This is a genomic window from Altericroceibacterium spongiae (assembly GCF_003610805.1).
GTDB classification, from domain to species: domain Bacteria; phylum Pseudomonadota; class Alphaproteobacteria; order Sphingomonadales; family Sphingomonadaceae; genus Altericroceibacterium; species Altericroceibacterium spongiae.
This window is the reverse complement of sequence record NZ_RAPF01000001.1, coordinates 1-20,898: the sequence shown is the minus strand read 5'-3', so window position 1 is coordinate 20,898 and position 20,898 is coordinate 1. Positions and strand designations below refer to the sequence as shown.

The 20,898-nt window shown below is 54.9% G+C and carries 17 protein-coding genes, 1 tRNA gene and 2 pseudogenes; 16 read left to right on the top strand and 4 right to left on the bottom strand.

Translation table 11 applies throughout. From position 1 onward, the window contains the following. Positions 1–56: 56 nt before the first annotated feature. The 14 genes and pseudogenes from D6851_RS00085 (at position 57) to D6851_RS00020 (ending at position 15,871) form a co-directional block, all read left to right on the top strand. Complete coding sequence (locus D6851_RS00085) at positions 57–1,208, top strand: glycosyltransferase family 4 protein (RefSeq protein ID WP_120322866.1); 1,152 nt, start codon at positions 57–59, stop codon at positions 1,206–1,208. Between the two features lie 60 nt (positions 1,209–1,268). Next, positions 1,269–2,594 carry a replication-associated recombination protein A gene (locus D6851_RS00080; protein ID WP_120322865.1) on the top strand — a complete coding sequence of 442 codons (1,326 nt, stop codon included), beginning with the start codon at positions 1,269–1,271 and terminating at the stop codon, positions 2,592–2,594. Beyond that, positions 2,581–3,468 (top strand): hypothetical protein, encoded by an 888-nt coding sequence (locus tag D6851_RS00075; protein ID WP_120322864.1) that lies wholly within the window; start codon positions 2,581–2,583, stop codon positions 3,466–3,468. Before D6851_RS00080 ends, D6851_RS00075 begins: the two co-directional genes overlap by 14 nt. A 71-nt stretch (positions 3,469–3,539) precedes the next feature. Further along, a tRNA-Thr gene (locus tag D6851_RS00070) sits at positions 3,540–3,615 on the top strand. A 337-nt stretch (positions 3,616–3,952) separates the two neighbouring features. Further along, positions 3,953–6,943 (top strand): autotransporter outer membrane beta-barrel domain-containing protein, encoded by a 2,991-nt coding sequence (locus tag D6851_RS00065; RefSeq protein WP_120322863.1) that lies wholly within the window; start codon positions 3,953–3,955, stop codon positions 6,941–6,943. A 992-nt stretch (positions 6,944–7,935) separates the two neighbouring features. Then, on the top strand, positions 7,936–9,639 hold the full coding sequence (locus D6851_RS00055) for an amidohydrolase (protein WP_238473862.1): 1,704 nt from the start codon (positions 7,936–7,938) through the stop codon (positions 9,637–9,639). 48 nt (positions 9,640–9,687) lie between these two features. Then, the gene (locus tag D6851_RS00050; protein WP_120323441.1) at positions 9,688–11,757 is read left to right on the top strand and encodes a PQQ-dependent dehydrogenase, methanol/ethanol family; all 2,070 of its coding nucleotides are present in this window, start codon (positions 9,688–9,690) and stop codon (positions 11,755–11,757) included. Between the two features lie 179 nt (positions 11,758–11,936). Continuing rightward, positions 11,937–13,097, top strand: a complete 1,161-nt coding sequence (locus D6851_RS00045; RefSeq protein ID WP_183029918.1) for an amine dehydrogenase large subunit — start codon at positions 11,937–11,939, stop codon at positions 13,095–13,097. Next, a pseudogene (locus D6851_RS18305) lies at positions 13,094–13,201 on the top strand (hypothetical protein); the annotation flags it as partial. The gene D6851_RS00045 and the pseudogene D6851_RS18305, both read left to right, overlap by 4 nt. Further along, positions 13,152–13,646 carry a MauE/DoxX family redox-associated membrane protein gene (locus D6851_RS00040; protein WP_120322860.1) on the top strand — a complete coding sequence of 165 codons (495 nt, stop codon included), beginning with the start codon at positions 13,152–13,154 and terminating at the stop codon, positions 13,644–13,646. The pseudogene D6851_RS18305 and the gene D6851_RS00040, both read left to right, overlap by 50 nt. Continuing rightward, positions 13,643–14,236 (top strand): redoxin family protein, encoded by a 594-nt coding sequence (locus D6851_RS00035; RefSeq protein ID WP_120322859.1) that lies wholly within the window; start codon positions 13,643–13,645, stop codon positions 14,234–14,236. Before D6851_RS00040 ends, D6851_RS00035 begins: the two co-directional genes overlap by 4 nt. Before the next feature lie 28 nt (positions 14,237–14,264). After that, a complete protein-coding gene (locus D6851_RS00030) occupies positions 14,265–14,807 on the top strand; it encodes a methylamine dehydrogenase light chain (RefSeq protein WP_120322858.1) in 543 nt (180 codons plus the stop codon). Positions 14,808–14,909: 102 nt separating this feature from the next. Further along, the gene (locus D6851_RS00025) at positions 14,910–15,329 is read left to right on the top strand and encodes a cytochrome C (RefSeq protein ID WP_147395386.1); all 420 of its coding nucleotides are present in this window, start codon (positions 14,910–14,912) and stop codon (positions 15,327–15,329) included. Positions 15,330–15,502: 173 nt separating this feature from the next. Next, positions 15,503–15,871, top strand: coding sequence for a c-type cytochrome (locus D6851_RS00020; protein ID WP_238473860.1), 369 nt, complete (start codon positions 15,503–15,505; stop codon positions 15,869–15,871). Between the two features lie 246 nt (positions 15,872–16,117). Here the strand turns inward: D6851_RS00020 and D6851_RS00015 are convergent, their stop codons facing one another. The 3 genes from D6851_RS00015 to D6851_RS17615 form a co-directional block, all read right to left on the bottom strand. Continuing rightward, on the bottom strand, positions 16,118–18,475 hold the full coding sequence (locus D6851_RS00015; protein ID WP_120322855.1) for a TonB-dependent receptor: 2,358 nt from the start codon (positions 18,473–18,475) through the stop codon (positions 16,118–16,120). Between the two features lie 176 nt (positions 18,476–18,651). After that, positions 18,652–19,569 (bottom strand): LysR substrate-binding domain-containing protein, encoded by a 918-nt coding sequence (locus D6851_RS00010; protein WP_120322854.1) that lies wholly within the window; start codon positions 19,567–19,569, stop codon positions 18,652–18,654. 259 nt (positions 19,570–19,828) lie between these two features. Next, positions 19,829–19,972 carry a hypothetical protein gene (locus D6851_RS17615; RefSeq protein ID WP_183029916.1) on the bottom strand — a complete coding sequence of 48 codons (144 nt, stop codon included), beginning with the start codon at positions 19,970–19,972 and terminating at the stop codon, positions 19,829–19,831. Between the two features lie 273 nt (positions 19,973–20,245). On the opposite strand from D6851_RS17615, the gene D6851_RS17495 reads away from it, so the two are divergent. Together D6851_RS17495 and D6851_RS18300 are read left to right on the top strand one after the other, a co-directional pair. Further along, entirely contained in the window at positions 20,246–20,431 is a 186-nt protein-coding gene (locus tag D6851_RS17495) for a hypothetical protein (protein WP_147395385.1), read from the top strand. A 234-nt stretch (positions 20,432–20,665) separates the two neighbouring features. Continuing rightward, positions 20,666–20,809, top strand: a complete 144-nt coding sequence (locus D6851_RS18300; protein ID WP_420797066.1) for a DUF1660 family phage protein — start codon at positions 20,666–20,668, stop codon at positions 20,807–20,809. Here D6851_RS18300 and D6851_RS00005 read toward each other — a convergent pair. Then, a pseudogene (locus D6851_RS00005) lies at positions 20,771–20,898 on the bottom strand (IS5 family transposase); the annotation flags it as partial. The gene D6851_RS18300 and the pseudogene D6851_RS00005 sit on opposite strands and share 39 nt — an antisense overlap.

Here is a 20,898-nt window from a genome sequence, read left to right as displayed (position 1 = left end):
ATATCCTTGGCGCTTAACCCTCGCCATTTGCACGCAGCTCTCCTAAAGGCGTGCCGATGAATACTGCCGACCTTCGCATTGCGCTCTTCAGCGGCAACTATAATTATGTCCGTGACGGGGCAAATCAGGCTCTTAACCGCCTTGTAGAATATTTGCTGCGGCAAGAAGCTGCCGTGCGCGTTTATGCTCCGAAAGTGGAACATCCCGCTTTCGAGCCTGCCGGCGATCTGGTGGGCCTGCCCAATATACCCATCCCCGGACGCTCCGAATATCGTGCACCACTCGCGCTGTCACCGCGCGTGCGCAAAGACCTCCGGCAGTTCAAACCCAATGTCGTGCATGTTTCCTCGCCCGATATGGCTGGCCATCGCGCGGTGACATGGGCACGCAAGCGCAAACTACCGGTGCTCGCTTCGGTGCATACGCGGTTCGAAACCTACCCGCGCTATTATAATATGGCCTGGCTCGAACCTGTTCTCGAATCCATGCTTCGGCGGTTTTATCAGCGATGTAGCGGACTTGTTGCCCCCTCCCCCAGCATGGCGGATGTGCTTCGCAAACAGGACATGAATGCAGATATCGGCATCTGGTCGCGCGGAGTGGATCGCGATATCTTCAATTCTCGGCGCCGCGATCTGGCATGGCGCCGTTCGATCGGCATCGCGGATGAGGAAGTCGTTATCGGCTTTCTCGGCCGGCTGGTGATGGAAAAAGGTCTCGACGTTTTTGCCGACACAGTGCGCATTCTGCGCGAGCGCGGCATTTCCCATCGCGTGCTGGTGATCGGCGAAGGCCCCGCGCACGAATGGTTCGAAAGCCATGTCAGCGGAGGCATTTTCCTCGGCCATCAACAAGGCGCCGACCTCGCTCGCGCAGTGGCGGGTATGGACCTGCTGTTCAACCCTTCGATCACCGAAACATTCGGCAATGTTACGCTGGAAGCCATGGCTTGCGGCGTGCCTGTCGTCGCTGCCCGCGCCACGGGAAGCGACAGTCTGGTGCATGACAATGCGACAGGCCGTCTGATAACGCCGGGCGATACCGAAGGCTTTGCCGGCGCCATCGCTACCTATGTCAACGATCCGGGGCTGCGCGCGGTGCATGGTGCAGCCGGAGAAACCCGCAGCCTCGAATTTTCCTGGGACCGAATCAATCAAACGGTCGCCGACACCTATATCCGGCTAATCGGGGAGAAAGCCGCTTCATGACGATCTGCCCGGTGGCAACCCTTGGCAAAAGGGGCATCCCCACCCTATCTCTCCTTCATCATGGATGACCTGTTTGCAGACCAGACGGTGCCCGATACTGCGCCGGAGCGTCCACGTGACGATGCCCCGCTAGCCGACCGGCTACGCCCGGTCGCGCTCCCCGAGATTATCGGACAAGACCACCTGACCGGTGCGGAGGGCGCAATCGGACGCATGGTGGCAGCAGGCCGCCTGTCCTCCATGATCCTGTGGGGGCCGCCCGGCACCGGCAAGACCAGTATCGCCCGCCTGCTTGCCGCAGCGGTGGGAATGCGCTTCACCGCGATCAGTGCCGTCTTTTCCGGCGTGGCTGATCTCAAGAAAGCCTTTGCCGAAGCCGAAAAGTTCAAAGCGGCCGGTAAGCGTACTCTTCTGTTTGTGGATGAGATCCATCGCTTCAACCGTGCTCAGCAGGACGGCTTTCTGCCCTTTGTCGAACAGGGCACCGTAACGCTGGTGGGCGCGACAACCGAAAACCCAAGCTTCGAACTCAATGCTGCTTTGCTGAGCCGCGCACAGGTGCTGATTCTGCACCGGCTCGATGCCAGAGCGCTTGGGCAATTGCTGGACCGTGCCGAAGCACTGGAAAACCGCCCTCTGCCGCTGACAGCCGAAGCACGCGATGCACTAATCGCGTCGGCCGATGGCGATGGCCGCTTTCTGCTTAATCAGGCGGAAACGCTTTATGCCGCCAACATTCCCGAACCACTCTCCCCAGCCCGGCTTAGCGATTTTCTCCAGCGCCGTATGGCGGTTTGTGACAAGGATCGCGAAGGGCATTACAACCTTATTTCCGCGCTGCATAAAGCGGTACGCGGCTCAGATCCGCAAGCCGCGCTGTACTATCTTGCACGCATGCTGGTAGCGGGCGAGGAGCCGCTTTTCGTGTTGCGCCGCCTTGTTCGTATGGCGGTGGAGGATATCGGTCTCGCCGATCCGGAAGCGCTCCATCAATGCCTTGCCGCCAAGGAGGCTTATCAATTTCTCGGTTCGCCTGAAGGCGAGCTGGCGATTGCCCAGGCTTGCCTCTATGTCGCCACAGCACCCAAATCCAATGCGGCTTACAAAGCCCAAAAAGCCGCCTGGCAGAGCGCCCGCGATACCGGGTCGCTTATGCCGCCGCAAAACATCCTTAATGCCCCTACCAAGCTGATGAAAGAAATCGGTTATGGTACCGGCTATACATATGATCACGATGCCGAAGACGGCTTCTCGGGCGATAATTACTGGCCAGAAGAAATGACTCCGCAAAGCTTTTACGAACCGGTCGAACGCGGTTTCGAACGAAAGGTTAAAGAGCGTATCGCTTACTGGAACCGCCTGCGCACCGAACGTGGGCACGATTAGCTTCCGCCACTTCGCCGGCATAGACTGGTCAGGCGCAGCCGGAGAGCGGCATAAGGGCATCGCGCTGGCGCTGTGCTCGACAGGGCACGGGGCGCCTGTGCTGATCCGTCCCGGCCATCGCTGGTCCCGCCCGGAAGTTCTCCGCTGGCTGTGCGAAGAGATGCCTGCCGATACGCTGGTCGGAATCGATCTCGGCATATCGCTGCCCTTTGCCGATTGCGACGCCTTCTTCCCCGGCTGGCAGCAAAGCCCTGCCACAGCACGCGGTCTGTGGGCACTGGTCGACCAGATCTGCGCAAAAGACCCATATCTCGGTGCAAACAGTTTCGTCGATCACCCGCAAGCCAGCCGCTATTTCCGCCGTCATGGCGGTCGCGAAGGCGTTCATTTTCGCATCGGCAACGCGCTGACGGGACAAGGCCGTTTCCGTCTGACCGAAAAATATCAACGCGCTCAGGGATGCAAACCTTATAGCAATTTCAACCTTGTCGGTGCCGCACAGGTTGGCAAATCCAGTCTCACCGGAATGCGTCTGCTGCACCGCTTAGGAGACACATTGCCGGTGTGGCCAATCGATCCTCTGCCCGAAAGGGGATCGGTTGTGGTCGAAATCTATACCACGATTGCAGCGATGGCGGCCGGCCGCACAGCGAACCGTTCCAAAATGCGCAAACGCCACGAACTAAATGCAGCTCTCCAACGGCTCCAAAGCGAAACATCGATGAGCGATTCCCCGATAGACGATCACCAGGCCGACGCCCTGATCACTGCAGCATGGCTGCGTATTGCTGCGCAAGATCCGAAGCTTTGGCACCCAACGGCGATGTCCCCTGCGATAGCGCGCTCCGAAGGCTGGACGTTCGGAGTAAAATGATAAAAATTTCCCCAGCTCCTTCAAACAGGGGCTGGACCTTTGCGCCACTTTATCGCATGGGGCGCGTCAGTGCCGGCTTAGCTCAGCTGGTAGAGCACCTGATTTGTAATCAGGGGGCCGCGGGTTCGACTCCTGCAGCCGGCACCACCTCCCTTACATACCGTTTGCTATAGACCCTCAAAAGGTTTGCAAACCTGTATGTTTTAAAGACAGCACTCCCTCAGGAAGACGCAATGTCGCTTGCCATTGCAGTGCGACACGAGAGCCGTGCCCGCCGTAAAATCGGCTTTTGCCTGAACGATCCTCGCGATTGACAGCTTCTCTTTCGCCGACCGATGACAGCTTGAGAAATAATATTTTTCTATTGCGAATTAAATAAACATTTGAGGGGGACTCTCCTCGGAATTTGCGCTGTTAGGGAGCGCACTGAGTGTCTCCAAATGTCCTGAATGGAGACAGAGGGGTTTTGAAGGGGGGGAACTGCATGTTTCGGAATTTCCGGCTTATTGATACTTTTTCGACCTGGACGAGGCGGCGGCATTTCGCGCGTGGTCACCTGACAGCGGGCACGGCCTTTCTCGGCATGCTCAGCGTGGCTGGATCGGGTGGTACTGCTCTGGCTCAGTCGGCCACGTATGATGTTGTGATCGACGACACTGTAACGGATCCGATCCTGATGGATACCTCTTATCCCGGCGGCGGCGCCCTGTTGCTGGACGAGAGCGGGTCAATCGTTCTGAGCGGCCCTTCGCAAAGCGCGGTGGGGACAGGCACGGAGGCCTGGACGTTTCAAATCGATGGCGCGATCCGCTCGAACGGGCATGGCAGCGGTGCTATCGCATCCCATGCGGATGACACGTTCAATGTCGGGGAAACAGGCGTTATCGAGGCCCTCGATTCCGGCACCGCCATCTTCTCCTCCGGGGGTATTACCATCGACAATTCCGGGCGTATCGAAGGGGAAGATTACGGGCTTCTGGTCACTTCTGGCGGTATTTCGCTCACCAACCATGCCGGAGCGACGATCAAGGGCGCCGTGCAAAATCCCGGGACGGGCACGAATTACATCGACAATTCCGGCAGCATTCACAACACGGGCAATTTGAGCTCCCTTTATCTGAATGGTGCTGCAACCATATACAACCGTGAAGGGGCGACGATCTCCTCCGATTCGATCACGATTGATGCCGGCTCTTCTGGCGCTTTTCTATACAATGAAGGCTCGATAACATCGACCAATGCAGTGGGCTTCGATACCAGCGCTGTCTTTTTTACCAAGTCTGGCACCATCACCAACACGGAGACAGGGAACCTCTCGGCGGACACCGGCGTATGGCTCGGCAATTGGTATGAGATGACCAGCCCGAAGGCCACTCTTAGCAACAGCGGCTCGATCTCCGGGACGAAATTTCATGGGGCCCTGTTTTACAACCTTGAGGAGGCGAGCCTGACCAATACGGAGACGGGCACACTTGAAGGCAAGGGGAACGGGGCACTTTTCTACGGCCTTACAAGAGGCGAAATCGCCAATGCTGGCACCATCCGCGGGGGGAACGGGCTTTTTGTCACAAATGATGCTACTCTTGCGTCGGATGGCCAGGTCACCATCGTCAACTCCGGCACAATCGAAGCAACAGCCGCTGAAGGATATGCCATCGCGAAGGGCAGCACGATCAGCTACGATCTGACGCTTGGTACCGGTTCGAACCTTATCGGCCAGGTCATGGCCGACAGCAGAGACACGCTGACACTCAAGGGCACGGGTAGCGAGGACGAGGATCTCAAGGGTTTCGGTTCGCTAACTATGGAAGGAAGCGCCTGGACGCTGTCTGGTGACGTGCAGGCCGATACGCTCGACCTGACATCCGGCGTGCTGACGTTAACTGGCGCGGACATCTCCTTTGGGAGCATAGGCATCGCCGACACCGCAAAACTCGTTGTCGATGGCAGCTTCTCGACGCCGGTTGCAATGACGTTCGCCGACGGCGCGCAGCTTGGCGGCACCGGCACGGTCGGTGAGATCATCGTAAATTCCGGTGGCATTCTCAGCCCGGGCAATTCTATCGGCACACTAAATGTCGCGGGCGACGCCACCTTCAACACCGGTTCGATATACGAGGTTGAGGTTGATCCTGCGGGAACGGCCAGCGACAAGACCATTGCCACCGGAGATATCGTTATCAACGGCGGTACGGTGAAGCATATCGGTCTTACCGGCAGCTATGACCCGGCCGCGACCTACAGGATACTAGAGGGCGGCACGGGCCTGACCGGTTCCTTCGACGACGTGACGTCCAACTATGCATTCCTTGACGCTTCGCTGGTCTATGACCGGGAAAACTACACAGTCGACCTGAAGCTTTTGCGCAACGATATCAGCTTTGCCGACAAGGTAAGCACCATCAACCAGCGCGCCATGGCCACCGCCACCGAGACAGCGGGGCACGGTAATGCCGTGTTCGATGCGGCAGCCATTCTGCCCGATGACGCATCGGCGCTTGGCGCAGCTTTCAACAGCCTTTCCGGCGAGATTCACGCCAGCCTGCAGTCAAATCTCGTGGAAGGCGCCGCCGCGCTGCGCACCACAGTCACCCGCATCGCAGACCCGGATTCTGCTGCGAACGCCTCCGAAGCCGCTGATCGCTGGAGACTCTGGGGCACAGGCTTCGGCTCCTGGAACCGCAAGGACAGCACTGGCAACACTGCATCGGTAAAGGGTAATACGGGCGGTTTCCTCGTCGGCGCCGATGTGGCGGCCTCCGAAGCGACACGTCTTGGCATCTTTGCCGGCTATGGGAGCACGGATCTCAAACTGTCGGCGCGCGGATCGAGCGCCTCGGCTGACAGCTATCATCTCGGCATCTATGGCGTCAGCTCGTTTACTGCAGGCACAGGCCTGTTCTCGCTGCGTGGTGGCGCCTCCTATAGCTGGAACGATATCGAAAGCGACCGGATGGTCGCAGTCGGTGCGCTCCTCGACGCACCTACGGCAAACTACGATGTCGGGACGACCCAGATCTTCGGCGAAGCGGGCTGGACCTTCGATCTCGGAGCAGGCGAGGTGGAGCCTTTCGCAGGTCTTGCCTGGGTTGGGCTCGACACTGACGACTTCACGGAGGTCGGAGGCCCTGCGGCGCTTGCCGGCCAGTCAGAGAATATGTCAACGCTGTTTTCGTCTCTGGGCACGCGTGGATCGGTGAGTTTCGCACTCGGCAGGCTACCGCTCAAACTTTCCGCCGGACTCGGCTGGCGTCATGCTTTCGGCGACGTGACACCACTGACCACTGCGAGCTTTGCCGGCGGGACACCATTTACGGTCGAGGGCGCGCCAATCTCACGTAACTCCGCGCTTCTAGAAGCAGGAGCATCGCTGTCACTAAGCGACAATACCCAAGCGTCGTTCGGGTATCAGGGGCAGATTGGAAAAGATGCTCGCGAGCATTTGCTGACCGCACATATCTCCGTTAGGTTCTGACAGCGTTTCCTACAGAACGAGTTCGAACTGAAAAGGCCCCCAGCCGATACGGCTGCGGGGCCTTTGTCTTTGAGGAGCCGGTTTCGCCCAAAGCCGCCACATTTGACCGAAGATTTCGTTTTCCGGGCACGCGTAGAAAATAAACACCTGCGTTCCCTTAAGACCCTTAGCATAGATGTGATGCCGCCCGACCGATGATCTCCTGCCAGGAGTGTCGCCGGAAGGCATAATAAATACACAACACTGACTCGGTTGATCTTCAAACCTCTTCCACAAACAGGCTTATTTTATTTACGATATCTATCAAATCCGCAGGCATAAATTTCTCTCTGCAAAGTGGATATTAATGAGCAACAATCCTATTGTGAAAAATGTTGCGGGATGAGCAATCTATAGAGAGAAAGAGTGGTTTATTATGAACCTCTTACAATTTTCATTAGCCATAGCCGCCGATTCATATTCTTCAGACATTCCTTGCCCCCTCGGAAAAAGCTTTCATCCGCTGACTGGCCGAAACGGTCATTCATTTTCTGGTCGAAAAGAGTAGTCGGGCGAACGATACTGGCCACCTGTATTGCCGCCGGATCAAAGGGGATGAATTCTGCGCATTTCTCCCTTACATCTCGCGGAAGCATACCAGCGAAAGACTGACGTCCATTCCTCAGATGGCGTAGCAAATTTTTGATTTGGATGCAGGAAATCCGAAAAGTGTAAAAATCGGTGCGACATTCGCTCTATCCCGCTGCATTCGGGGAATGACATTCAAATAGGCTATTATAGCCTGCTCCAGAAAGAGAGTGTTGCTCAAAAAGCACCACAGACTTTCTAAAGTCACCTAGTCTTTCACTCTTAAGCCCTTAGGATCGGCTCGCGACTGTGTCTCGGGCAGAAACACGTATGATTATCGGGCTTATCTTGTCATGGCAAAAGGGCTCGAAAGCATGTTTCGCTGACAAGAGGCTGATAAGACACACGATTCTCGGGAGTTTCCTATGCTGATCCGCCGTTCCCTGATCCCGGCTTCCCTTCTGCTACTGGCTCAGACTTCTGTTGCGCAAGCGGCCGAACCGGCAGATCTGGTACTCTATGACGCACGGGTCATTACGATGGACCCTGACCATCCCAAGGCTACCGCGATCGCCATCCGCAACGGAAAAATCCTCGCTATAGGGGATGATGACATTGCCAGTCAGTTCGAGGCATCAAGAGAAATCGATCTGGATGGTCGCATGCTTATGCCCGGTTTTATCGATACTCATGTCCATATTATCGGCACTCCGCGCCGCGCGGTCGATCTCACTCAAGTGGGTTCGATTGCCGAGGTCCAGCAATTGCTGCGCGACAAAGCCGAGGAGCTGGGAAAGGGAGAATGGATTACCGGATATGGCTGGGACGAAGCAAAGCTGGCAGAAAAGCGTAATCTCGTCAGCACAGATCTGGATAAAGCTGCACCGGACAATCCAGTAATGCTGACACGGGCCGGTTCGCATAGTGCGGTGGGCAACAGTCTCGCCATGAAGCTGGCGGATATCGATAGCTCCACACCAGATCCGGATCGCGGCGTGATCGATCATTTCGATAATGGCGAACCCAACGGTATTATTCGCGAACGGATCGACCTCTATGCCCGGCTCGTACCGCCACCCGCGCCCGGAGAAATGAAACCGAGCTTCGTTTCACGCCTGAAAGCTCTGCTGCCGCTGGGCATTACGAGCCTGATGGAGGCTCTGACCACCATCGATGACGAGCCCGCCGATAAAGGCGGCGCTCCGGATGGAACAGGCCCGGCCACTGCGCCAACTTTCAAGCAGTTCCGCGAAATCTATGCCGAACAGGGCGAAAGCCTGCCCCGCTCTACTCTCTATATAGCCTATCCCGGTGCGGAGCGGCTCAAAGCCTTTCCCTACCATACAGGCTATGGGGACGACCGGCTTAAGCTTGGCCCGATTGGCGAAATGCCGGCGGCCGATGGCGGCTTTACCGGTCCCACCGCCTGGACGCTGGAAGACTATAAGGATATGCCGGGATTCCGCGGCCGCGCTCTGACGTCGCCGGAGGATCTGCTCTCCATGGTGCGCACGGCGCGCAATCTTGGCTGGCAGATGGGTATTCACGCCATTGGCGATGCCGCAATCGAGCGGCTGGTGGCCATTTATGCTCAGGCTCTGGATGAAGAGCCGCAGCATGATGCCCGCTGGTTCACCGCGCATCTTACTATGCTACCGCCACCGGAAACGCTTTCTCTGATGGCCAGCCACGATATATGGGGGGCGGCACAACCCAACTTCCTATATAATCTGGAAGGCCGCTATAATCAGACGCTGGATGGCGAACGGCTGCAACATATCAACCCGGTAGGCACACCACTGCGCTGGGGCGTACATATGGCATTCGGCTCGGATAATCTGCCGATTGGCCCTCTATACGGTTTCTATGTGGCTGTGACACGCCAGGCCGCGAGCGGCACTGTTTACGGGAAAGATGAAGCCGTTTCCCGGATCGAAGCGCTGCGGGCCTACACGCAAGATGCCGCCTATCTCTCCTGGGACGAGAACAAGAAAGGCAGCCTGACACCTGGTAAGCTGGCTGACATGATCGTGCTCGATCACAATCTGCTGACAGTTCCCGAAGCGCAGATTCTCGATACGAAAGTCGACATGACCATCATTGGCGGCAAGGTGGTCTATCAGCGCTGAATTGCCAGCAGCCGCATAGGCATGCCCCGTCTCGAAGAAAGATATCAAATGATCGGTTATCAGGGTGTCAGAACCAGAGCTTTCATGGCAGCAGTCGCTCTGTTGTTGCTGATCCAGCCTGGCCTGTCCTTTGCGGAACGGCAAAGCTCAGCAGCTGTCGATCAGGCACGCATGGCAGCCGCGAACAGCGATTCTGCCAACTGGATGGGTCATGGAAGAACGTTTGACGAACAGCGCTTTAGCCCGTTGAAAGACATCAACCGCAACACAGTCGGCTCACTTTCTCTGGCATGGTATGTCGATCTCGACACATGGCGTGGACAGGAAGCAACACCGCTGGTGATCGATGGAACTATGTATGTCTCCACCGCCTGGTCCAAGGTCTACGCAGTCGATGCGGCCAGCGGCAAAGTTTTGTGGATCTTTGATCCGCAAGTCGATCCGCAAAAAGCTTTCGATGCGTGCTGCGACGTGGTCAATCGCGGTGTCGCAGCATGGAAGGGTAAAATCTATATTGGAACGATCGACGGGCGCCTGATCGCTATCGATGCGGCAACAGGCAAACAGGTCTGGTCCGTCGTGACGGCGGATCCCGAACAGCCCTACACTATCACCGGCGCACCGCGTGTCTTCAAAGACAAGATAGTTATCGGTAATGGCGGCGCAGAATATGGCGTGCGCGGTTATGTCACAGCTTATAACACCGAAACCGGCGAGAAAGTCTGGCGTTTCTACACCGTACCCGGCGATCCGGCCAAAGGCCCCGATGGTGAAGCATCCGATGCGGCGATGGAAAAAATCGCCGGGAAGAGCTGGCATGGTGAGTGGTGGAAATATGGCGGCGGCGGCACCGTGTGGGATTCCATCGTCTATGACGAAGAGCTGGACCAGCTCTATATAGGTGTCGGCAACGGCACTCCCTGGAATTATCAGATCCGCTCCGAAGGCAAAGGAGACAATCTGTTCCTGTGCTCCATTGTCGCTCTCGATCCCGATACCGGGGAATATATATGGCATTATCAGGCTGTTCCGGGCGACAGTTATGATTATACATCCACCCAGCCAATGATGCTCGCCACGCTGCCAATCGACGGCAAACGGCAAAAGGTGCTGATGCAGGCACCGAAAAACGGCTTCTTTTATGTTATCGACCGGGTGACGGGAAAGCTGATCTCAGCCAATAATTATGTGCCGCAGACCTGGGCAAAACATATCGATACGGCAACCGGAAAACCCGTTTTCGCAGATAATGCCCGTTACAAAGACGGGCCGGCCTATATTTCACCGTCTTCAGAAGGCGGACATAACTGGATGCCCATGTCTTTCGATCCGGATTTACAACTCGTCTTTTTCCCGAGCATGTCCACCGGCCTCTATTACGCGCAGCCCGAAAATTACGATTATGAACCCGGCCAATGGAATATGGCCGCCGAACTTGCTCCGCGAACAGATGGCAAAGGTGCAACTTTTACAGGAGCCCTGCTGGCCTGGGATCCCGTAGCGCAAAAGCAGGTCTGGCGTGTCCCGCAAACAGGTTTCTGGAATGGCGGTACATTGGCAACCGCGGGCGGGCTTGTCTTTCAGGGAGATTCCAACGGTATCTTTCGCGCCTTTGCCAGCCAAACCGGGCAGCAATTATGGAGCTTCGACGGGCAATCGGGAATTCAGGGCGGACCGATAAGTTATGCTATCAATGGCGAGCAATATATCGCCGTGCTCGCTGGCAAGGGCGGCTCCGGCCCGCTCTTTAACCGTGAAGGCCAAAACGATCATTATCCTATCAATGGCCGGATTCTGGTGTTCAAACTTGGCGGTACGGCGAAATTGCCCGCTTTCGATCCGGTGCCGAGACTCGATATAGAGCCAGTTACGGACACATTCTCGAAGGAGCAGATTCAGAGCGGCGCAGGCTCCTATTATCGCTATTGCTTTATATGCCATGGAGGTGATGTGCTGCCCAATCTGCGCCGATCCCCGTTCCTTTTCGACGCCGAAGCATGGCGCAGTGTTGTGATCGACGGTGCGTTGACCCCAAAAGGCATGGTCAGCTTCAAGGAACAGCTTTCGCCCGGAGAAGCCGAAGCCATTCGCGCCTATGTCTCAACTCTGGAACAATAAGTATCCGACAAAAGGTATTCTGTATCGTCTCAATATGCACCGGTGCCCAGCAGTCACCACCAGTTGGCAACAGATCATCTCTGCCTGATAATTAAATCATGTAATATAGACTGGAATCGACCGCACACGGCCTGTTCACTGGCCTTGTTTATCCGGCCATAAAGACAAAGGGGGACACAGTGCCGTTGAAGAAATTCCGCCAGTTTACCATAGTGCTGGCTGCTTTATCGGCCAGCACGGCCTTTGCGCAAAGCGACGATACAGCCCCGGCCGTTCCAGAAGTCGAAGAAAGCGATGTGGCCGTTCTGCCGGATGCCAGCTCACACTGGTTCCTCTCTTTCTTCAGTTTTCGCAACCCGGCACAGCTGATCAACGGAGACACGGGCAAGCTGTTAGGCAGCGTGCATGTAGCGCCCATGTCCAATATCGCCTTTGCGCCGGACAGGAAGCATATCTACGTTGCCGAAACGATCTGGACAAAAGGCAATCGCGGCACCCGACAGGACATGATTACCGTCTATGACGGCAGAACACTGAAACTGGATTATGAAATTACCCTGCCCGGTCGATTGCTGGTAGGGTTACGCAACAACACGCTGAGCCTGTCGGCCGACGGGCGCTATGCATATGTGTATGATATGTCTCCCGCATCCAGCATTATCATCGTCGATCTTGAAAAGCGCGAAGTGGCCGCTTCCGTAGAAATTCCCGGCTGCGCGATGGCATTTGCGGCGGGAAATGAAAAAATCCTCTCAATCTGCGGGGATGGATCGTTCGCCATTACCACCCATTCCGGGGATACGGCCAATGTCGAACAAACAGAGCCTTTCTTTCCTGTCGATGATGATCCGATCTATGACAACAGTGTTCTCGATCCCGCAACCGGCAAGGGATATTTTCTGAGCTATTCGGGGCTTGTTTATGAAGTGATAGCCGGGGGAACGGTACAAACTGCCGAGCCATGGTCCCTGCAGGAAGGCGCACATATGCCCCGCGCCACGACCGAACCGCTCATTGTCAGCTGGTTGCCCGGCGGCCTGCAACCCATCGCCTATCATCCTGAAACCGGCCGACTTTATGTTTTGATGCATAAAGGGGAATTCTGGTCTTTCAAAGAAGCCGGTGAAGAATTGTGGGAAGTCGATGCTGCCACGCATAAAGTTTTGCGCCGCGTGGCTCTGAAGCAACCGATTACAAGCGTTGCCATCACCGGTGATGACGCTCCTCTACTTCTGCTTGGCGGAGGTGACGGCAGCGTCCATATCTGGGATGCTGCTTCGCTGAGTGAAAAGAGCATGTTCCATACGCAAGGCCCCAGCACTTTCGTGGTCATGCCATGATGGACATATTAGCCATAGCTATTGCGGCCATAGGCGTAACGATACGCATACTGGTTGCCGCCATGTTTCTTGTCGCAGGCCTTGGCAAGCTGCGCGACATGGCTCATTTTCAAGCCGTCCTGGGCAATTACCGGTTGCTTCCGCAATTGGGCAGTTTCACCAGCTTCTTTTGCACTGGTTCTGGCAGAATTGGTGCTGGCGGCAGGATTGCTGGCCTGGCCGATGATCGCTGTACCCGGCGCGATGGCCCTGCTGCTGATATTTACCTTCGCAATGCGTGTGAATATTGCCCGCAAGCGCGATTTCATTTCCTGCGGTTGCAGCCTTTCCGGGCGGCGCGGCATTTCCAACAGCATGGTACTGCATAATCTGATCCTGTGCTTGTTGCTGATGCTGCCCTTGCTGCCGCTTGAACCGATTACCGGCTTTGCATTCGTCAATTGTGCGATTGCCGGACTATTGCTGTACCTTCTTCTTCAATTGTTCGGTGAAATCGCCGCACTGCGTATGCCGGGTGATCGCAAACCTGCTGCATGGAGCCAGTTATGACCACTGCCCTTATTATTTCTCAGGTTCTCCTGTGGATCGTTCTTGGCCTTACAATCCTCGGTGGTCTCGCCCTCGCCCGGCAGATCGGCGTTCTTTATGAGCGGGTTGCTCCCGTCGGCGCATTGACGCCGACACATGGCCCTGCACTGGGCTCTGCTGCCCCTAGGCTGAAACTGACGGCTCTCGATGGTCAGAATGTGGAGATTGGCGGGCCCGCCACCAGCGGACGCAGCACGCTTGTTCTTTTCGTTTCGGCACAATGCCCGGTCTGCAAAGTCCTGATCCCGACCGTACGCGACGTCGCACATAAAGAAAGGCTGAACCTTATCATGGCTGGCGACGCCCCGGAAGAGGAGCAGCGTAGTCTGATTGAACGCCATAGCCTGACAGACCTGCCTTTTGTGAACAGCGCCGAACTAGGCCGGGCCTATGCCGTCGATAAATTGCCTCATGCAGTGCTGATCGATGAAGCCGGCGTCATTGCGGGACGTGGTCTGGTAAACAGCCGCGAACATCTGGAAAGCCTTATCGTCGCACGCGATACCGGCATGCGTTCGGTGCAGGATTATCTGTCGGTAGCCAAAGGCTGAAACAGGCGCAAAAGGAATTTTAACAGGGATGAGCGGCATGAATTCAGACAGCCAGACCGAAAAATTCGTCAGAAAACTGGCACGAGGATCATCACGGCGCAGCCTGCTGTCCCGCATCGGTGCAGCACTGGTCGCGGCTCCGGTTTTCCCCTTATTGCCAGTCGATCGCGCAAATGCCGCCAAAGACCGGTCGGTACAGGCCAAGACCAGTTTTGCCCGCCATGCGCAAACCACTGACGATACTCAATGTGATTACTGGCGTTATTGCGCAATTGACGGTTCGCTTTGCACCTGTTGCGGTGGTGGCCTGCACACCTGCCCGCCGGGAACAGAGGCCTCTCCTACTTCCTGGATCGGTACATGTATCAATCCCGATGACGGCAAAGCCTATTTGATCGCCTATCGCGATTGTTGCGGCACAGCCGATTGTGGCCAGTGCTTTTGCGACAATACGGATCGCGCCACGCAGGTTTACCGACCGCAGGGTAATAATGACATCATCTGGTGCTTCGGTGTTTCCAGCATGGAATATCACTGCTCCACCGCCGTGCTGGTCGGTGCCGCAGAGTGACACCTTGATATGCTCAGGCAAAATATCTGTCTGTTCACCGGCCTGGCACTGGTCTGCGGAGCAATATTTGCAGCTGCAGGGACAACAGCTGCAACACCGCGAATGACGACTGCTCAATCCGACTATGTCGAATTTTGTGCAGGTTGCCATGGTATCAGTGGCAGTTCTGCGCCCGCTCCGGTTCCGGAATTACGTTCAAGAGTAGGTTATTTCATGTGCAATGACGAAGCGCGCGATTACCTGATCCGGCTGCCCAACGTGGCTCATGCACCAATCCGGGATTCTCAGGAACTCGCTGATCTGATGAATTTCGTCATTTTCAATCTGGGAGGAGATAGCGTACCGGATGATGCCCGCCCCTTTCAGGCCGAGGAGGTAGCACGGTTGCGGGCGCGCCCGCTTCGCGCCGGGGCACCACTGCTCGCCATGCGCGAAAAACTCGTGGCCGATCTCATCCTCGCATGCGGTGCGCCCGATAACCTGCAGGCATTCTATGCCCAGAAAGACAATATTGCGCGGTGATTCATACAAGAAATGTACAGCAACTAGCGTGAACTTTGCCACTCCGGTGCCGTTAAGGCACCGATCATCTTGGAATTGGCAACTTCCCCAAGACGACTTCGTTAGCGAGTATGATTCACGCATATCCCGGCAGGTTACGGGACAAAATTTATAAGTGATATCTGGAGATACGAATGAAAATTATGGCGTCAATGGCAGTATTGGGAATAGCAACGGTAAGCGCGACGCCCGCTTTGGCAAACTCATCCAATGGCGAAACGCTGTTCAAGCAGCGTTGCCAGATGTGCCACACCAACAAGCCAGGTGCACGCAGCGGCGCCGGCCCCAATCTCTCTGGCCTTTCGGGTCGCACCGCAGGCACTTCCGAGGGATTCCGCTATTCTAAAAAACTGGCCGCATCCGGCATTAAATGGAATCAGAAAACACTGAACAAGTTCCTGACTTCACCGAATAAGATGGTACCGGGCACGCGAATGGTCGTTAGCATTCCAAATGAAGAACAACGCAAAGCTGTCGTTCATTATCTGCTGACGGGCAAATAACAGACCACTGACGCTATCAGGGTCGCACAGAGAGGCGGTCAGGATGTCGATCCTGACCGCCTCTCTTTATTTCCTTGTATTGAGATAGGCAGGCCGACTGAAGAGCGCGCGTGCGACATAAGCGACATAAGTAGGAACGATGTTCCTCATTATCTCACGCGCCTTCCTCTTCTATTGAAAAAAGCCCCGGTCGAATATCGACCGGGGCTCAAAACGCCTCTGAGGGAAAAGACGTCCGGTCGCGTCTTAACGCCGGTAAGTGAGCGTCAGACCAATCGTCCGCGGGCGGAAGGTTCTGTTGGTGATATAATCGGTGCCGGGCAGATAATGCAGGCGATTGAGCCGCGGCGATGAATCGAACAAATTATCCACGAAGACCGACAGATTGGCCCCGTCCATCAGATCCGTCCCTGCCCGGAGACTGACAAAGTTTGTCGCCGGTGTCTGCACAAAGATCGGATCGTAGGTTCCGTCATTATCGGGATTCTGTGCTGAAGTCGGTCCCGAGCTACGTGCCGTGAACTGATAATCAATCCGGGCAAAAGCATTGCTGGCACCCAAGCTAAAATCATACTGCGCGCCAACGCTTCCCGTCCATGGTGAGGTTCCCAGCTTATCCCCATCCTCGACAAGTTGAGCTCCTTCGGCCGAAAGAACCGTCGCGGTATATTCGGAGGAATTATATCCCAATGCTGCTTCCAGACTGAGCCCCGAAACCGGCTTAAGAGAAAGCTGCAGATCGAAGCCCTTACTGCGCGCACTCCCGAGATTGTCGGTATACTGAATCCCGCAACTCTGAATATAAACCGATTGCTGAATGTCCTTCCAGTCGATGACGTAGGCGCTGGCTGCAATTTGAAGGCGACGGTCGAACAGTTTGTTTTTCGAACCGACCTCCCAGCTCTCCACCTTGTCAGAACCATAACTGTCAGGCGTATCCAGATTGCCGCAGATTGGAGGCACAGGCGCGTTGGCCGCCCCGGCACGGAACCCCTTGGACCAGGTCGCATAGAACAAGTTATTGTCATCTGCCTGATAGGAAAGCCCCGCCTTCGGTGTGAATGGCTTGTCTGTGCTCTTTCCGCTGGCAGTCGTTCTCAACCCGTTCTGCGAACCATCGGCAAAGTTATCGAAGGAATATTTCGTTTTGGCATATCGGCCGCCAAGCGTCACTTTCAGCTTGTCGGTTAGCGCATAAGTCAGATTGGCAAAACCGGCGATCTGCGTATCGGTAGCCTTGGTCTGGTTGATATAACTGTCATCCCCGTAAAGCTCATATTCAAAGAACTGCTCGAGCGTGATGCCAAAGGTCGTGGGGAAAAGGTCGTCAGTTGTTTCGACCAGTTCCTCGATGCTCTTTTGTTTGCTGCGCTGGTAGAACAGCCCGACCACCCAGCTTAAACGTGCATCGGGATCGCTAGACTGCAAACGCAGTTCCTGCGTGAAATTGCGCTGCGTGTTCGTGACCACAGCGGGGCTGTAATAATAGGGCAGATCAGGGTTGACACCCGTTTCTGTCACAAACGGATAATAAGGTGCATCTTCTCCGAAAACTATCCCGTAAAGCAGGGAATAATAGGACAGATTATACATCGTACCGTCATAACCGGTCGTGTTATTCCTGTGATAATAGCTCGTATTTGATACGACAGCGAAGTCGCCATTGTCATATTCGACATTGAGCGAGGGCATATAGAATTTGTCACGGCTACCCCGATATTCCGGGCTGCTGTTCAGGAACACGCCGTCATTGGGGTCTGAAAGGCCTTCGACATATTCATCGAATGTGTTCTTGGAACGCTTCTGGAAATGAATGGCCGGTGTAACGGTCAGTTCGGACGTTGGCTTAAAAGACAGCGCGCCATGCAACACGGTCACATCCCCGTGATTGGCATCCTTGTCATAGATCACTCCGTCAGCATCGGATTTGTCGATCCATCCACCATCGCGGCGATGATAGGCGCTGATTCGAAAACCCAGCTTGTCGTAAACAATCGGGCCGCCAATTGCCGCACCCGCTTCATAATTGAGCGCGCCATGTTCGGTGGTGGAAATTTCAGCCCGCCCATAGGCGCTATAGTCCTGAAGTCCCGGTTTTGGCGTGATATAGCGGACAGTTCCGCCTTCCGACCCTGCCCCGAACAGCGTACCCTGCGGCCCACGCAGAACCTCTACGCGTTCCAGATCGAAAATAGCGGGCAGTGTATCATGCGCATCGAACCCCAGTGCACGCATCTGGATTGGCGTATCATCGATATAAATTCCGGTCGTGCCCGACCCTGCGCCCGATGAAATACCGCGAATGGTGATCGTATTGTCGCGATTATTATAGCTGACGCCCGGCGTAAAACGGACTGCATCGGCAATTGATTTCACCCCCTTGGTATCCATCGCGCTCTGATCGAAAGCGCTGATGCTGATCGGAACACGGGAAATCGTCGTGCTCTGGCGTGTGGCCGTAACGATAATATCGTCTCCGGCATAATTTTCACTGTCGTCCGCCTCGTACTGCTCTGCGGATACGCTTTCCTCAGCCTGCGCAACTCCGCTCAGCCCGGCATAGGCTGCGGTCGCCAATAGCAGCCATTTCGGTGCTCGTCTCATTAGTGCCAACCCCCTGTTTTCTTTGCTTCTGTGTCCATATACAAACACAGCAAAGCTTATGAGGTTAACATCGCTCTTCTAGGTGAATATTGCGAGCAGAGTGGTGACCTATAGGCAACAATTTGGATAATGGTCGCTTCGCAATGCACGCGCGAAGGCCCGAAGCTCACTTTCAATCAACCGATCGCTTCATCACGGAGCCATCTGCGAAAGCGCAACAAAGCCGCTGAATTCCAGCGATCTTCACGTCCCAGTAAACAATAGCCACCGAATGCCACGTTCGCAAAGGGCTTCCCACTGCTTTCGATCCGCACCAGCCTTCCCTGATCCAGATCGTCCCCCAGCAGCAACGGATTTGCCAACGCGACCCCCCGCGACTGACGTGCTGCATTCAACGTCATATGGGCATGCCAGAGGCGCGGCCCGGGAAGTGTCTCACCCACGTCAACATCTTGTGCCTGCAACCAATGCCGCCATTCCACATCGGTATCTTCATGCAGCAGAGTATGGTCGAGCAGGTCACGCGGCCCACTCACCCTTTCCATATTGGCGACATAATCCGGACTAGCGACAGGATAGACCGGCGGTCGGGCGAATTCGAGCATCTGGACATGGCGAGGAACATCAGCCTCTTCCCAGGAGCGAAGATAGCGAATATCTCCATCCACCAAAACTGACCGAAAATCCGGGCTGGTATCAGCCGGACGAAAGTCGAGATCGATATCGGGATTTTTCTCGATAAAATCCCCCAGACGGTCCGACAGCCAGAGTGTGCCGAAACCGGGAATGCACCAGATACTCAGCGTCAGTCTTTGCTGTGGCTGCATAATTTCGGCGGTTGCATTTCCAATCAACTGAATAGCTTTATGAATTTCCTGATGATAGGCAGCACCGATATCGGTCAGTTGATAACCTTCCCGGTCACGCATCAGCAATTTGGCACCAAGCCAGTTTTCCAGTGAGCGAACATGCCGGCTGACAGCTCCGTGGTCAGTCTCAAGTTCTTTAGCTGCCCGCCGAATGCCCCCAACGCGCCCCACTGCTTCAAACGCACGCAGGGTCGCCAATGGCGGCAAGAAATTTCTGCTAATCATGCTTCATCTCACCACGCGAGTTTGCTTATAGCCAAGCACAGCGAACGAATGGCTTGCTTTGTAAAATTCGTTCAGAAACGGGGTTTGCGATATCCGACTAGGGCCGGTTTAGAGACACATTAATTGCAAGCGATAAGGCATGTTGTCAATTTGTCACCGCTCAGATCACGGCCAAGCGCATCATAATGTTATAATAGCGGTTGCCTGATCAATGCAGTGAATGCGCGCGAATATAGCAACACATTCGATCCGAAATTCTTTAGCTAGCAAATTCCGCCTTTTTTGCCCGACCGAGAGAAAGAGTGGCTAAACCACGCTGCCAGTACCACTCGAGCAATTCTACAGTATCATCACGATCCGACTTGGGGATGACCACACTATCCGTTTCTGGCTGGATGGCCATGTCAGTTCCTCCAAAAGTCACGAGGATGAGAGCGCCCCGGCGTCTCTACCTACCAAACGTTCTATGCCGGGCTTGGTTTCCAGCAAATTCCTCAACCCGGCTCACTCTCCACGCCTGTCAACCTTGACGCGGAGAAGTTACTATTGCGAATTAATTGCATTAAAGCAAGTTAATTTGCTTTTGTTAAAAGCATTCCACCGCATTTCGCCTTCCGTCTGGCGAGACATAGAATGGGCAGGTCATGAAAAATACCAGTAAGGATACGTGAAATATATGCCCAACACGCCCTTCTCCGCCAGAAAAGGTGTTGGGATTATGGAATCTATCAAAAAGACAAAACTGATCAGGGATGAGAGCCGTCCGCTTTGTCAAAATGGCATATTAAACGAGCGGATGAGTACAAAAGGCCTTCAAAACAGCGTAGCTTTCATTTTTACAAAAAATCCTGGTTCATGTTGAAGTTAATTTTTCTTTTTACATCATAGCCTTAGGCAAAACTGCATCATTGCAGAAATTTTATAATTAACGACCATTAACACATGATATAAACTGAGACCTTAAACGGTGATAAGAGGAGCGAAGGGGCGCTCTTAAGGGGATTTTGTGAAATTTAATTTCACACTTCTCAATTATACTTCTGTGTAGAATTTTTATTCTAAGTTCTCGTTCAAGCAATCGATATTTGGGGATATCATGTTAGAACTTATTTCATGCCGTTTATTCGGCCATAAGATAAATCGAAGTCGCGTGTGGAACGATGGCTCAAACTATAAAACAAAGTGCCAACGCTGCGGGAAACTAGGCTTCGTGGACAAAGGGTATCCAGAGCTTGATTGAAGCGAGAGCGACGAAGCCGAGATAGGATTCCTTGGTTTTGTCGTAGCGGGTGGCGACCCTGCGCCAGTTCTTCAGTTTGTTGAACAGGC

Coding starts and splice junctions, on each gene's coding strand:
- D6851_RS00015 (WP_120322855.1), bottom strand. CDS start 18,475: ATGAGACGAGCACCGAAATGGCTGCTATTGGCGACCGCAGCCTATGCC.
- D6851_RS00065 (WP_120322863.1), top strand. CDS start 3,953: ATGTTTCGGAATTTCCGGCTTATTGATACTTTTTCGACCTGGACGAGG.
- D6851_RS00020 (WP_238473860.1), top strand. CDS start 15,503: ATGAAAATTATGGCGTCAATGGCAGTATTGGGAATAGCAACGGTAAGC.
- D6851_RS00035 (WP_120322859.1), top strand. CDS start 13,643: ATGACCACTGCCCTTATTATTTCTCAGGTTCTCCTGTGGATCGTTCTT.
- D6851_RS00085 (WP_120322866.1), top strand. CDS start 57: ATGAATACTGCCGACCTTCGCATTGCGCTCTTCAGCGGCAACTATAAT.
- D6851_RS00055 (WP_238473862.1), top strand. CDS start 7,936: ATGCTGATCCGCCGTTCCCTGATCCCGGCTTCCCTTCTGCTACTGGCT.
- D6851_RS17495 (WP_147395385.1), top strand. CDS start 20,246: ATGCCCAACACGCCCTTCTCCGCCAGAAAAGGTGTTGGGATTATGGAA.
- D6851_RS00025 (WP_147395386.1), top strand. CDS start 14,910: ATGACGACTGCTCAATCCGACTATGTCGAATTTTGTGCAGGTTGCCAT.
- D6851_RS00080 (WP_120322865.1), top strand. CDS start 1,269: ATGGATGACCTGTTTGCAGACCAGACGGTGCCCGATACTGCGCCGGAG.
- D6851_RS18300 (WP_420797066.1), top strand. CDS start 20,666: ATGTTAGAACTTATTTCATGCCGTTTATTCGGCCATAAGATAAATCGA.
- D6851_RS00010 (WP_120322854.1), bottom strand. CDS start 19,569: ATGATTAGCAGAAATTTCTTGCCGCCATTGGCGACCCTGCGTGCGTTT.
- D6851_RS00030 (WP_120322858.1), top strand. CDS start 14,265: ATGAGCGGCATGAATTCAGACAGCCAGACCGAAAAATTCGTCAGAAAA.
- D6851_RS17615 (WP_183029916.1), bottom strand. CDS start 19,972: ATGGCCATCCAGCCAGAAACGGATAGTGTGGTCATCCCCAAGTCGGAT.
- D6851_RS00050 (WP_120323441.1), top strand. CDS start 9,688: ATGATCGGTTATCAGGGTGTCAGAACCAGAGCTTTCATGGCAGCAGTC.